The organism is Furfurilactobacillus curtus (assembly GCF_045862785.1).
Lineage (GTDB): Bacteria > Bacillota > Bacilli > Lactobacillales > Lactobacillaceae > Furfurilactobacillus > Furfurilactobacillus curtus.
Genome location: NZ_BQXO01000004.1, coordinates 44,843 through 57,849 on the forward strand (window position 1 = coordinate 44,843; position 13,007 = coordinate 57,849).

The 13,007-nt window shown below is 44.5% G+C and carries 17 protein-coding genes and 1 tRNA gene; 5 read left to right on the forward strand and 13 right to left on the reverse strand.

Annotated features, from left to right (window positions below):
* Positions 1 to 11 precede the first annotated feature (11 nt).
* Together ACKTR2_RS07465 and ACKTR2_RS07470 are read left to right on the forward strand one after the other, a co-directional pair.
* Complete coding sequence (locus ACKTR2_RS07465) at positions 12 to 467, forward strand: flavodoxin (RefSeq protein WP_407884094.1); 456 nt, start codon at positions 12 to 14, stop codon at positions 465 to 467.
* 15 nt (positions 468 to 482) lie between these two features.
* Positions 483 to 650 carry a hypothetical protein gene (locus ACKTR2_RS07470; protein ID WP_407884096.1) on the forward strand — a complete coding sequence of 56 codons (168 nt, stop codon included), beginning with the start codon at positions 483 to 485 and terminating at the stop codon, positions 648 to 650.
* Positions 651 to 848: 198 nt separating this feature from the next.
* On the opposite strand, the gene ACKTR2_RS07475 is transcribed toward ACKTR2_RS07470, so the two are convergent.
* Entirely contained in the window at positions 849 to 1,274 is a 426-nt protein-coding gene (locus tag ACKTR2_RS07475) for a GtrA family protein (RefSeq protein ID WP_407884098.1), read from the reverse strand.
* 154 nt (positions 1,275 to 1,428) lie between these two features.
* Between ACKTR2_RS07475 and ACKTR2_RS07480 the strand changes: the two genes are divergently transcribed.
* Positions 1,429 to 1,836, forward strand: coding sequence for a GtrA family protein (locus ACKTR2_RS07480; RefSeq protein ID WP_407884100.1), 408 nt, complete (start codon positions 1,429 to 1,431; stop codon positions 1,834 to 1,836).
* A gap of 67 nt (positions 1,837 to 1,903) precedes the next feature.
* Here the strand turns inward: ACKTR2_RS07480 and ACKTR2_RS07485 are convergent, their stop codons facing one another.
* From ACKTR2_RS07485 to ACKTR2_RS07495, 3 genes are all read right to left on the reverse strand, one after another.
* Positions 1,904 to 2,806, reverse strand: coding sequence for a YihY/virulence factor BrkB family protein (locus ACKTR2_RS07485; RefSeq protein WP_407884102.1), 903 nt, complete (start codon positions 2,804 to 2,806; stop codon positions 1,904 to 1,906).
* Positions 2,807 to 2,942: 136 nt separating this feature from the next.
* The gene (locus ACKTR2_RS07490; RefSeq protein ID WP_407884104.1) at positions 2,943 to 3,563 is read right to left on the reverse strand and encodes a DNA-3-methyladenine glycosylase; all 621 of its coding nucleotides are present in this window, start codon (positions 3,561 to 3,563) and stop codon (positions 2,943 to 2,945) included.
* Between the two features lie 231 nt (positions 3,564 to 3,794).
* Positions 3,795 to 4,364, reverse strand: coding sequence for a MarR family winged helix-turn-helix transcriptional regulator (locus ACKTR2_RS07495; protein WP_407884106.1), 570 nt, complete (start codon positions 4,362 to 4,364; stop codon positions 3,795 to 3,797).
* 176 nt (positions 4,365 to 4,540) lie between these two features.
* Between ACKTR2_RS07495 and thiD the strand changes: the two genes are divergently transcribed.
* Positions 4,541 to 5,347: a bifunctional hydroxymethylpyrimidine kinase/phosphomethylpyrimidine kinase gene (gene thiD / locus ACKTR2_RS07500; RefSeq protein WP_407884107.1), complete on the forward strand. Its 807-nt coding sequence runs from the start codon at positions 4,541 to 4,543 to the stop codon at positions 5,345 to 5,347.
* Positions 5,348 to 5,454: 107 nt separating this feature from the next.
* Here thiD and ACKTR2_RS07505 read toward each other — a convergent pair whose 3' ends face one another.
* From ACKTR2_RS07505 to ACKTR2_RS07525, 5 genes are all read right to left on the reverse strand, one after another.
* Positions 5,455 to 5,748, reverse strand: a complete 294-nt coding sequence (locus ACKTR2_RS07505; protein ID WP_407884109.1) for a hypothetical protein — start codon at positions 5,746 to 5,748, stop codon at positions 5,455 to 5,457.
* A 223-nt stretch (positions 5,749 to 5,971) separates the two neighbouring features.
* A tRNA-Arg gene (locus tag ACKTR2_RS07510) sits at positions 5,972 to 6,044 on the reverse strand.
* 40 nt (positions 6,045 to 6,084) lie between these two features.
* A complete protein-coding gene (locus ACKTR2_RS07515) occupies positions 6,085 to 6,468 on the reverse strand; it encodes a tautomerase family protein (protein ID WP_407884111.1) in 384 nt (127 codons plus the stop codon).
* Positions 6,469 to 6,470: 2 nt separating this feature from the next.
* The gene (locus ACKTR2_RS07520; protein WP_407884113.1) at positions 6,471 to 7,805 is read right to left on the reverse strand and encodes a DEAD/DEAH box helicase; all 1,335 of its coding nucleotides are present in this window, start codon (positions 7,803 to 7,805) and stop codon (positions 6,471 to 6,473) included.
* A 25-nt stretch (positions 7,806 to 7,830) separates the two neighbouring features.
* Positions 7,831 to 8,832 (reverse strand): Gfo/Idh/MocA family protein, encoded by a 1,002-nt coding sequence (locus ACKTR2_RS07525; RefSeq protein WP_407884114.1) that lies wholly within the window; start codon positions 8,830 to 8,832, stop codon positions 7,831 to 7,833.
* A gap of 283 nt (positions 8,833 to 9,115) precedes the next feature.
* On the opposite strand from ACKTR2_RS07525, the gene ACKTR2_RS07530 reads away from it, so the two are divergent.
* On the forward strand, positions 9,116 to 9,526 hold the full coding sequence (locus tag ACKTR2_RS07530) for a DUF4828 domain-containing protein (protein WP_407884116.1): 411 nt from the start codon (positions 9,116 to 9,118) through the stop codon (positions 9,524 to 9,526).
* A gap of 63 nt (positions 9,527 to 9,589) precedes the next feature.
* Here ACKTR2_RS07530 and ACKTR2_RS07535 read toward each other — a convergent pair whose 3' ends face one another.
* The 4 genes from ACKTR2_RS07535 to ACKTR2_RS07550 form a co-directional block, all read right to left on the reverse strand.
* Positions 9,590 to 10,828, reverse strand: a complete 1,239-nt coding sequence (locus ACKTR2_RS07535) for a D-alanyl-D-alanine carboxypeptidase family protein (protein WP_407884118.1) — start codon at positions 10,826 to 10,828, stop codon at positions 9,590 to 9,592.
* Positions 10,828 to 11,259: a hypothetical protein gene (locus ACKTR2_RS07540; protein WP_407884120.1), complete on the reverse strand. Its 432-nt coding sequence runs from the start codon at positions 11,257 to 11,259 to the stop codon at positions 10,828 to 10,830. The genes ACKTR2_RS07535 and ACKTR2_RS07540 overlap by 1 nt, the downstream gene beginning before the upstream one ends.
* A 37-nt stretch (positions 11,260 to 11,296) precedes the next feature.
* Positions 11,297 to 12,079: a GH25 family lysozyme gene (locus ACKTR2_RS07545; RefSeq protein WP_407884122.1), complete on the reverse strand. Its 783-nt coding sequence runs from the start codon at positions 12,077 to 12,079 to the stop codon at positions 11,297 to 11,299.
* A 66-nt stretch (positions 12,080 to 12,145) separates the two neighbouring features.
* Positions 12,146 to 12,997 (reverse strand): MurR/RpiR family transcriptional regulator, encoded by an 852-nt coding sequence (locus tag ACKTR2_RS07550; protein WP_407884350.1) that lies wholly within the window; start codon positions 12,995 to 12,997, stop codon positions 12,146 to 12,148.
* Between the last annotated feature and the right edge of the window lie 10 nt (positions 12,998 to 13,007).

The following is a 13,007-nucleotide window of genomic DNA, read 5'->3' on the forward strand; positions in this document are numbered from 1 at the left end:
GAGGAATTGAAATGACAACTGCTAATGTCGTTTATGCAACCATCACTGGGAATAATCAGGATGTCGCTGATATTGTTACTGAAGCTTTGGAAGACCTAGATGTTACGGTAACCGAATCAGAAATTTCGCAAACTGATGTAACAGATCTAACTGACAATGACATCATTGTCATTGTTCCCTACACCTATGATGAGGGTGCACTGCCAGAGGAAGGTCTAGACTTCTTCGATGATCTAGCCGATATTGATTTAACTGGAAAAATTTTTGGGGTCACTGGCTCTGGTGATGTCTTTTACGGTGATGACTATGGCACTGCTGTTGATCGTTTTGATGAACGTCTCGCTAGCACCGGTGCCACCCGCGGCGTAGCTAAACTAAAAATTAACTTATCGCCCGACGAAGACGATATCAGTCAACTTGATCAATTTGCTCAGTCACTTGTTGCGGCCTTACCGCAGCATGATTAATGGTGGAGGCAACCCATGGGACTTATTTTTTTAATCATTGGTTTGTTGTTACTGATCGTGGCCGTTGGCGGCGTCATATATTTCGCTCATGAAAATCCCCGTGCCCATGTGAGCGGTTTAATTGTGAGCGTTACCTTATTCATTTTTGCCGTTATTTGCATTAGCCAAGCCTATTTTAAATAGCAACTAAAAGGATCTGGGGCAAAACTAAAATCTAAATTTCATTTTCAAAGCTAAATAACCAAAATACGGGACATAAGTCAATTGACTCCGCCTAAAGGCGAACTGCCAACGATGAATAAACCATCATCATTGGCAGTTCGCCTTAGTGCTCGTCATTTACCGACTTATGTCCCGCTCTCTTTTGAAACCACTAAACACCTAGTTACTAGCCTTAAAAATGTACCACTTACTAAAGAAGTAGTTGGTCACGATAACTAGCACTTGGTCGATTAATTTCACGACGATTTCATTACCGTGAATTAAACTAATCCCGACATACATAATCAAAACATCGAGAATTAAAGTCAAGCCACGAAAAAAGAAGAAAGAACCGACTTCGCGGACGATCTCCCGAAAGCCATGGGTATGTGATGCGAAAACCCACAATTTATTGGTAATATACGCGAACAAAACAGATAAAAACCAAGCAATAATATTAGCAACTTGATAATTCCAATGCCAGTACGTCGCTAAAACAACAAAAGTCGCAATATTGACTACAGTCGTAAAACCGCCAAAAACTAAATAGGCAATTACCGATTGATATCGTTTGAACAGGCTGACGCCCCACTGCCATAACTTCATTTTTCTACATCCAATCTTTTAGAATACCTCTGCCATAATACAGCATCTGACTGACAAAAATGTTGGAAACGCCAGACTCATCAAAAAAATTTATTAAATTCCCAGAATAAACATGCTATATTAATGGGCATTGATAAATGAAAGGAGCAAGTCGATGGTTGATTGGCTGAGGCAACATCAATCCACAATTGAATATGTCGTCTGGGGCACATGTGCATTTTTAATCAATTTATCGGTGTTTACCGTTCTCGATGTGTGGACGCCCATGAATTATCAAATTGCCAATGCAATCGGCTGGTTTCTGGCCACTACTTTCGCTTTCTTTACCAACAAATTATGGGTCTTTTCGACACATGCCACAACTATCAACCAACTGTTTCGCGAAACCTTCTCCTTTTATTTTTTCCGCGCCCTCACGTTGGTCTTAGATATCATCATTTTATTTATCGGAATTTCCCTATTTAAAGGCAACGACGTGGTAGTTAAATTGATTGATCAAGGACTGACCAATATTGCCAATTACTTTTTCTCCCGTTGGTATATTTTTAAAAGCGTTAATTAGCCTGGTCGAATTAAACGAGCGACCTAAATAAGCACTTAAAAACCGTCGCATTTTTATGCGACGGTTTTTAACTTTCATGTCTAATTAGACGTTTCACTTGGTGCGTCAACCAGCGCCAACCACGGGTAAACCAATGTAGTGACTGTCGACTCTCGATAATTTCACCACCGAAGAATTCTTGCAACGTGGCGTTAATGACCGAACCCGTTAAAATAACGATACCAGAGAAATCAAGCCAAATCATGATGACGATGACAGATCCTACAGTTTTGTATGTCGTCACTGAACGAGCAAAGTAATCCACATACAGTGAAAATAATTGCGAAAGCAAAAGCCAAAAAACAGTTGCAATTGCCGCACCAAACCAGACATACCGCCATTTTAGTCGCGCATTCGGGAGAAAATAATACATCAAGAGCAATAAAAGAAATAACAAGCCTGCTGTTACAGGCCACTTTAGCGAACTCACCACATCAAAGACATCTTGACCCAGATGAAGAATGGGTGTCAACTGACGCACAATTAATTGGCTCAACGTGAAGAATAAAATAATAATTGCCATAATCACGATCATTAATAGCATCCATAGAAAAGAAAAAAAGCGATTGCTGATCGCACTTTGATTTTCCGCAACACCATAGGCTTGATTAATCGTTCGTTGAAATGCGGCCACAACTTGACTCGTCGACCACAATGCCACGACGGCCCCGATTGAAACCAGCCCCCCACTACCACGCTGCAAAAAAGACAAAATTGCTGGTGCTAGGGTTTGATAAATGTCCGCTGGTACGGCCGTTTGTAAATAGGTAAGCACTGTTTTGGCATTGATACCTAAGATCGGCAATAAATTACCAATGACGATAACCGCGGGGAAAATTGAAAGTAGCGAATACCAAGCCAAAATAACAGCAGAGTTACTGACTTGCGCAGCGGTAAAGCGCTTGATAAAGATTTGAATAAACCGTTTCACCTAAGCGTCCCCCATTTCTTAACAACTCCATTATTGCTGAAAAGGCGTTTTCTCGCAATAATTTTACCTAACCCACCTACCCAAACCAGGTTAACGCTGGCTGTACGTTAAAATTCATGTCTTACAGATGTATCTATTAGACTTGCCAGCCCATTGTCGTCCAATCCTGGTCACGTTTGCGGCTTTTTGAAAGATATGGATTTCCAGCGACAAAGAAGCGTAACTCACGGTCGTGCCAACTTCCCTGGCTAACTCCGATCCGTGGAGACTGCGCGATGGCGACGGGCTTTTTTCGAGGTTGCAATAAAAATGGTGTTGCTGGTAACGCTAATTCATTCCACCTCAAATCAGTGATTCCCAGTGCAGCAGTGAGTTTGGCTGGCCCATTAGTTAATTCGACGCCAATTTTGGTGCGATTTTGCATCATTAGATCGACGCCCAACGTTGGTTGCAGCGCCCGAATCAAAATTCCTTGTGGTACGCCTGCCGGCTGACAAATCAAATTCATCAAGATTAACCCACGCATCCTGTAAAAATATAGCGTCCCGGGCGCGCCGAACAGTGCGCGGTTTGCCTGAGTCTGTCGATGACCAAATGCGTGAGCAGCCGTATCCTCATCACCCAGGTAAGCTTCTGCCTCCACGATTAAGCCGCCCACATTACCATCCTGACTACGGAAGATCAATTCCGTTCCTAGAAGAGCTTTTACAATTTGGTCGGTGGGTCGACCGGAAAAAAAGGCTGCCGTCAATGGCATGCTCGCATCCCCTTTCAAACGCTCGTTACATTAATTCTAGCGCACCTTAGAAACCGAGCCAATGAGAAATCGCTCAATTATGTAGGAGCAAGGCGGCTTTAATTATTGAAATCAAAAAAGCACGACCTGAGCCGCTTTGCACTAGGCTCTGTCACCTTGACAGGGCCTAGTGCATGACAATCAGGTCGTACTTTATTTACTGACGTTCATTTAAATCTTAATCAGTTCAACTTACTGCCAACTACCAAAAAAACGTGGCCGCTCACCCATGTGGTGTCGACGAGGGCCGTCAAAGTTAGCATGTCCGCCATGCCGATGTGGCCCACCAAATGGTGGAAAATCTGGGGCCTCATCGAAGTTGCTTAATTTGTCCTTTATCGAATCATCAAGCTTGGCTAACAAGGTTTGTAACTGCGTGATTTCGTCGTCATCGAGTCCTTCAAACAAATCAGTCAGATAGGCATCAGCCGCAGCTTCACGTTCCTTGATGATTGCGGCGCCAGCTTCCGTCAGAATGACATGCGTAATTCGCTTGTCATCGTCATCAACTTGCCGCTCAATCAAACCACGATTCGCTAGTTTGCTCAGCATTTCTGATAGTGAAGATGGCCGAATATCCAATAGCTCAGCCAATTCACTTTGGGTCACATTCTCGTGATCGGCAATCAATTTAAGCAGGCGTCCGCGGCCAAATCCGTGATGGTGACCATGCTCGTCACGTCGCTTGGCGAAGCCGTAACGCTGCATCTGCTTCATCACGTCCATCATTGTTCGAAATAAATCATCATTATTTGTTGTCATGTATTTCCTCCATTTTAGGGTTAATTAGGTACCTAATGATGTCTATTATATAGGCGCCTAAGTATTTGTCAATTGATTTGCTCAACTGGCTGCTTGTACCTTAATAAACGCGAAAAATTACCGATCTGCGCTTATTTTGTGCTACGCTACTACTAAAATGTGTGAGGTCAATGATCATGACAAACGAATTTCCGCAAGCGGTTACCATTGCCGGTTCTGACTCAGATGGCAGTGCCGGCATGCAAGCCGATTTAAATACTTTTTTCACTCGCCACGTCTATGGTATGTCGATTGTGACTGCTTGTGTAGCCGGCAATTCTTTTGGTATTCAAGACGCCACGGCAATGCCAAAACCTTTTATTGAACAAGAGTTCAAATCCTTGGCAGCTGATTTCCATATTCGGGCCGCGAAGACAGGCATGTTAGCCGATGCAGCCTTAATTGACACGGTGGTCGAAAACTATCAAAAAGTTGATTTTGGACCATTAGTAGTTGATCCAGTGATTGTCACCAAGCATGGCGCGATGTTGTTGGAAACAGACGCTTTTACCACGTTGCGCCAGCATTTACTTCCATTGGCAACCGTCGTCACTCCCAATTTTTATGAGGCACAAAAACTAACGGAACAACCGATTCACACGGATGAAGACATGGTGACCGCAGCTAAACATCTACAACGCATGGGCGCCAAAAACGTTGTGATCAAAGGTCAACATCATGATGAAAGCCAGACTCAAGTTCGTGATTGTGTCCTCCTAGAAAGCGGCGAAATCATGTGGTTATCAGCGCCATATGTCCACACTGATCGGGTGAACGGAACCGGTGATTCACTATCTGCCTGCATCACGGCTGAAATTGCCAAGGGGCAATCCATCAAAGCGGCGATCATTCTCGCCAAAAAATATGTTAACGTCTGCATCGCTAATGAAATTGCAGTTGGCCACAAATTTGGTCCGATCAATCATTGGGCCTTCCAAGATTAATCAGGGATAAGGCCGCCCACTTTTGGATTGCTTAGGCTTAGAAATGATATTTAATGTCCACCTTTATCCACAGCTCATCTTGTCACTGCAAACGCAGTGACATCAGCTTAATTTAATAAATCAAGTAATTCTTGTCGGGCGCGTTTGGCGGGCACGATAAAGACCGGGAAATCCGTTTCATTCCACTCAATGCGTGGTTCTGATCTGACGAACTCAATCATCCCCATTTGCATGGCCTTAATTAAAACGCTCATCGTTTGCCGCGATGAAAAAGCCGGCTCGCCAAGGCGCACTAAATAAGCGATTGACCGCGCGTGATCGTTCTTCAACACTTTCTTAGGCTTTCCATTACGGTCAATCACCGCAATCAAATTATCAACTAACGCTATCTTGTCATCCATCGCTTTGTTCCACCCTTTGTCTTCACATTCACTACCTCTTGACTCAATTTTACGACAAACGGTTGGAATTAATCGAATAAACTTTTATCTAAACGGGCAAAATCAGGCTATTGGGTAAATAACCAGTTAGTGATCACTATGTTTCGTACATTTTGAGCCCAAAAAAGGCCGCTTTTCAGCGACCTTAACCAGTGTCATGAAAATATCCATCTATCCAGATATATGACCCCACCCAGACTCGAACTGGGAGCAGCCGCTTAGGAGGCGGCAGTTTTATCCAGTTAAACTATAGGGTCAAAACAGCCGATCAAATCTTTGATCGGCTTTTAGTATACACTAATTCAAAAATTGTGCCTCACCATTACCAAAACTCCAGTCAGGACTGCCATTTTCTGAAATAACCACCATCACATCATTAGGTTGTGTGCCAGCAGTGGCTTGCAATTCAGCAACTAAGTCTTTGTAAAATGCTTGCTTTTGCGCTTCAGTCCGCCCACCGCGCATCGTAATTTGAATCATCACGAATCGTTCCGTTCGTTCAATGCCAAAACCAGTATCTTCAATGATCATTTCTTCAGGTTCATGTTGCGTCACAATTTGATAGCGATCACGTTCTGGGACACCAAAATCTCGAACTAAAATTTTGTGTTCCGCATCCAATAAAGCCTTTAATTCCGCTGCGGTGCGCCCCTTTTGGACGTCAAATTTCACTAGTGGCATGGTTAATCCTCCTGGTTCATACGGTGTTTATGCCGCATACCTTTATTTTTAGAATGTTTATTTTTTTTATGATGGGGTGTTGTCGCCTTAGTGGATTGCATAGGCTGCCCTTCTTGCCGACTTTTTACTGGCTTGACCTTATGGGACGTTGGTTGAACACCTTGTTGCTTTTCTGGCTTAGCTGGTTGCTCTATCCCAACTGGCCGATCCTGTGAACGCGTACGCTCGCTAGTTGGTCGGTGATCCACAAAAGTGTTTTCAGCGAAGTACAGCGGACTTAACTGATAATCAGTCGTCTTCAAAGTTTGCTTTAAACGCCGTAAATCATGATCATTGCCAAAATTAATGACTAAACCACTTGCACCCATGCGTCCAGTTCGGCCAACTCGATGGGTATATGTCACTGCTGAATCTGGTAAATCAAAGTTAATAACCGCAGGTAGATTCGGAATGTCGAGTCCTCGCGCAGCCACGTCGGTTGTAAGTAAGAACTTCACCTTGCCTTGGCGGAAGTTGCGCATCGCATCTGCCCGTTGTACCTGACGCTGCTTGCCCGCTAACGAAACAGCCTCCACGTGTTCATGACGTAGCGTTGCTGCGGCTTTTTCCAAGGTACCCAACTGATTAAAAAAGACTAAAGCTTGAAAACCAGCCACCCGTGAAAATCGCCGTAACATCATTGCCCGTAAATTAGCCGGTAAATCCATCAATCCATGAGTGACATCGCCTTGCGTCCGATCTTGGTCACGAACATCAATGGTGGTAACATCCACACCAAACTCCTGGGTTAATTCGTCTAGTGCTGGCGAAGCAGTGGCTGAAAAGAAACTCAATTGCACATCACCGGGTGCTTCACGAATAATATCCTCAACGTCCGTCCGCGTTTCGCCGACTAATAATTCATCTGCTTCATCGATGACAATACTGACCAATAAATGAAGTTTTAGTCGACGCTCTGAGACAAGGTTAAGCACTCGCCCTGGCGTTCCGACGACAATTTCAGGGTTTTGCCTTAGCTTCTCAATTTGACGTTTGACATTGGCACCCCCGGTCAATGCCGTTACTTTTAAACCAATCAGACTAGCCCAATCGCGCATTACCGTAGCTGTCTGCTGCGCCAATTCTTGACTGGGCGCCAGAACTAATAACTGGGTACCATCACCCGGTAATAATTTTGCTAATAATGGCAAGGTAAAAGCGACCGTTTTACCAGAACCAGTAGGGGCTAATCCGACTACGTTCTCTCCGGAAGCTAGGGGAGTTGCTACCGCCGTTTGAATCATTGTTGGTGCTGAGTAACCCAATTCTTGAAAATGGGTTTCAAACCGTTTATCCATGAACACGCTCATTTCTATTTATCAATTAATCCTGACTATCGGCTGGAAAGACTAAACTGGCTTTCCGCCGCAAATCGTAGAGCACACCATTCACAATTTCACTCAAATGGAACCAAGTTTGATAATGGCGCGCATTATCTGGATCTTTAGGGTTGTTAATTACTTCCGCAAAATCACGAACCTCGGCCAACATCGGGTTGTCATCCGGTTCTTCCGATAACTTTTTTGTTGATCCGTCAGCGGCATGGTAGATAACCGAATTCAATTCGGCAGCATTATCCATCACGATAGTATCCTTTAACCCGTAAACTTCCGACGGCAAATAGGAATTCGTGGTTTTACCAAAGTTAAGGGTGACGTCAAAATTATCATAACCGAAGACGGCAACTCCTTTGCCATCTGCCCCCGTACGAATCGGAGTTGCATAATAGTGTACACGGTTGGGCTTGCCAAACCAGGCCACGGCATCATAAACGACGTAAACCCCTAAATCCTGCAGCGCCCCGCCACTATAGGTTGTCGTAAAAACATTTGGATCTTTCCCAGCCAATACATCATCGTAGCGGGACGAATACTTCATGTATGTCAGCATGGCACCATTTAAAGTCTCCATGGCCGCAATCTGTTTACGAATGGCTCGGAAATTTGGTTGATGAATCTGCCGCGCTGCTTCAAATAAACGAACATCTGGATGGGCCGCCAGTGCAGCCTTAATCTGAGCAAACTCTTGTGGATTGGACACGAGTGGCTTTTCCACAATCACTTGCTTATCCGCATTAATCGCCGCTAAGGCTTGCTTAGCATGTAGGCTATTTGGCGAAGCAATATAAATCACCTGCGCGTTGCCATCTCGTAAAAACTGGTCAAAATCAGTGAATACTTGACCGCCATTTTTATCTGCAAAGGCCTGACCAGTATCTTCGTGACGAGAATACGTACTCGTTAACTGATATTCCTCACTAGCAGCAGCGGCTTCGACAAATTGTTGCGTAATCCAATTGGTCCCAACGACACCTAAAGTTAACATGCGCAAATCCTCCATTTTAAAATGAATTTTTTCATGCGGTTACCAGCGACCAAATCCTTATAATTAACGTACTAGTTTTATTTACAAATTAGCACGCGTTCGTCCCTGTTAATGACTCTAGTTTACCAATTTTATCAACAAGTTTCAGTAATCAGGTCAGATTGGTTGCAGAAATGTGTTAATTCCATTACGTCAATGGTTTCAATAAGGAAAACTTTTTTAAACGTGCTATATTTATATTTATTAAGAGAGCATACCAAGCGGGGAAAGAGAGGACGGTTCTGTGTCAGTCAAACGAAATCTGACATTGTTCGGAGTATCAGTTATTGCAGGCTTAACAGGCGTTTTTACTCGGTCAAGTCGCAAACATACGACCCAACAATCATCATTACCATTATTATATTCTGGCACATGGACCTATTCTGATCACGACGATCATCGCATCCATCGGATTCAAATTAACCCAGACCTAAGTTTACACATTGACAACCATAATGAACCGGCCACTGTTGAACAAATCAATACCCAAGAGTTGGTTTATCTAGACAGCTTTGGCTATCATCTTAAAATTCAAGCTAATGAGCAGCGTCCTGTCGCCCTTTATGATGAAGCAGACAACGCCACATATGTCTTGGTAGCAGCTAAGCCATCGCCTAAGTCATCCCGATCTGAGCCAACTCTGACCGATTCCTAATTAAAATAACTTTTCTAGATCTAAAACGCGATCTCAACTGGGATCGCGTTTTTTTAATGCTATTTAATGATTCCCAAACAATTTTCGCCACATTTGCGTCACCCAACTAGCCTGTCCAACCTTTTGCTCAGAGACGACTTCAACTTGCGGATGACCATCTACAAATTGTGCACTGGCAGTTGTTAACGTTGTCCAGCCAATCGTCTGATCAGCTCGCAACGGTAATAAGCGAGATGACTTCACGTGTAATTTTCCAGTCACCACCGGTTGTGGATGTCGCCGAGCTACAAAAAACGTCGGTTGATGTCGATATTGCGTGCGCACTTGACCAAGAGACGTGTTTGCTTGTTGCAAATAAACAACTGGACCCCGTTTACCCGAACGAACTGGTCTTAACTTAGCGGCCACTTGATCCAACATGTGGATGGTTTCATCAAAACGAGTGTGTTGGTCACGATAGCCACCGCTTCCCAAAACCACTGTAATGACCCGCCGCCCAGCTAGTCTGGTTTCCCCGACGAAGTTTCCACCAATTGACGGAGAGGAGCCCGTTTTGACCCCCGTAAAGGTGTACTTACCACTTCGATGTTTCGTCAGTAGATTAGTGTTCACAATAGAATATGGTTCCCCATTGACCCCAGTGGTCGTCAACTGAGCGCGTCTAGTAATGTCACGAACTGCCGGATAATCCTCCAGCAAGTGGCGGCTGACCACCGCTAGCTCAGTGACTGATAGTTTATTTTCTGCTGTATCCGGTTGCTTTGGATCACGTAGCTCCCCCATATCACCATTCCGCAATCCGGCTGGCGAAACAAGCCTCGGCGAATGAATCCCCCAGCGCCTTAGCAAGCGGGTCATGGCACTATTGGTGGCTGGTACACTGCCCGTCACCGCCTCCCCTAATGCCACTGCCGCTGCATTTCCGGACGGTAGTAGCGCATCAGCTAATAACTCCGCAATTGTATACTGGCGGCCTGCACTCAATGGCACATTCGTTAACTCTGGTGAAGTGCTCAACTGGGCAACTTTGGGATCAATCGGAACTTTCTCCTGTAAGGACAATGTTTTATTAGCAATCTTCTGTTCAACCAAGTAGACCACCAATAATTTTGAAATGGAAGCAATCGGTAATCGTTCGTTTCGATCCTTGGCGGCCAAAATCTGTCCTGTTTGCTCATCAATCACGATTGCAGCTCGACTATTAATCGTTGGATCCATTACTGCCGCCCGCCCTGTTTGCCCCCCTAGCAAGAGGGTCATCACGATAGCGCCGACAATAAGGCTACCTGTCCACTGTTTCATCAATCCATTGTCAGCCCAAATTTAAGGCGCTGCTCCGGCGTCAATCGCCAAACTAAGTAGTGTTCCAAAAGCCGCACGTCAGTCGCCAAGTGCTCCGGACTACAAATTCGTTCATATTGACCACGCAAGTCGCTCTCTAAAAGATCGTATAGTGGAACCAATCGTGGCCCAATCGCAACTAGAATTTTGAGTCGATTAACATCCCGCGCATTTTCTGGTTTAACACCAATTTTAATTTGCACATCAAAGCTACGAAAAGCAACAAAATCTGCGCTGGCCCAGCCAGACACGACAGAAAAATCCGGCAAAACCGTCTGCGAGTCACCAAATTGATGAGTCACTGCATCAAGAATCATTGTTTGAGCTTGATCGATCGTCATCGCCTGGTTAGTACTAGCTTCTGTTGAACTTTTTTTACCAAAAATTGCCATAGGATCACCCACATTCACTTTGTTGATTAAGTTTATCTCAATTCTCAGTAGCTAGCGTTTCAAACATTTTCTTGCTGCCATTATAGACCATTAAGTTCAAGGATTGCCGGGAACCATCCACGATAATTGAACCGCTATCATCATAACTAATAAAATCAATATTAGACTGATAATGCTGTTTTAGCGGCTCATCGGTCAAGGTTAACATTCGCCATGTTCTACTTTTATCCAGCTTAGTCGCTTGTTGAGGCGCAATCCATAAACCAACTGGTTGGTCAGTCTGCTGTTGCAATTGAACCTGCATCGTAGTCAATCGTTGCGTTGTCTTTTTAAGAACTGCCGAATCACTGAGATCACCGATACCCTCTGGCACAACGATCATGATCGGCAACGTTCCTGTCGAGTGCCCCACTTGTTGATGAAAATACCGAACCTGACTCATAATCGTGCTGTTGGGGCTATAAGTCAGATAAACGCCAATTTTCAAGGAACTGCCGATACTACGTTGATAATTGTCCGCAAAATCATCATCCGTATAGCGATTTCCAACGGTTGTCTTTAAGTAAATAAATTGCAAACCGGTTTTGGATAGGGCTTGAAAATCAATGAATCCCGCATCTTGATCAATTGCCACACCTGTTACTGGATATTTTTTTAACACAATCTGATGACGCAAATGCCACCAATGCACACCCCCAAAGCCAGCTGTCATAATCCCCACGATCGCGATTACGATCGCTAGCCAAGCCCACCATTTAGGGCGTCGACGTTTATGTTGCCGCCGGTTCAGACGACTCAGAACTGATTGCGGTTCAGCCATCAAACCATCACCACCCTATCCATCACCTAGCTTCGATCATTTTGCCCATTAAGACCTTCATGTTCATTATTCTCGGGAAACTTCCATTGCATGCCGAATATCCTTGAGCAAGCCCTCGCCACTTTCCGTCTTGGCTCCTTTAGCGCCGACCAATGTGAATAGACTATCCACAATTGTCAGCTGGGCAATTAATGAACTCATTGATTCGCTACGGTAGTTAACTTCCTCAGCCACCGATTGAAAGACAATGTCACAACGTTTAGCTAACGGTGAAGCAGGGTAACTCGTAATGGCGATCATTGGAACTTGATTATGCTTTAACTGATCAGCCACCATCAAAGTGTCATGATTTCGTCCTGAATGAGAGATGAGAATAGCAACATCTTGTGAACCTAAATTAACGGCCTGCATCAACTGAATATCCACGTCAGGATGAAATTGTGCGTGCACCGTGGTTCGCAAAAACTTGTGATAGCCATCTAAAGCCACAATTGAAGAACCGCCAAAGCCAAAAAAGCTTAGACTCTTAGCTTCAGTAATCAATTCAATCGCGGCGTTTAAATCGGCCTCTTTTAACAAAGAACGCGTCGCATCTAAGGCGTTCTCAGCCCCCTGAAATACCTTGTCGACCACCACGTTGGGTTGATCATTCTCCTCGATCTCACTGAAAAAGCTATCTGTCTGACGCTCCACTCGACCAAAGCCCAGACTAAATTCGCGAAATGAGTGCCACCCGATCCGTTTGACAAAACGGCTTACGGTCGCAGTAGACACCTTCACACTGGCCGCTAACTCTTGAATGGTTTTCTCACTAGCGGTTGTCGGATTAGCTAAAATATAATCGGCAATTTTTTTATCCGCTCCCGTGAGGTGCTGATAATTAGCCCGAATTGTGCTAACACTTGTTCGTGCGATGATCCTCGCTCCC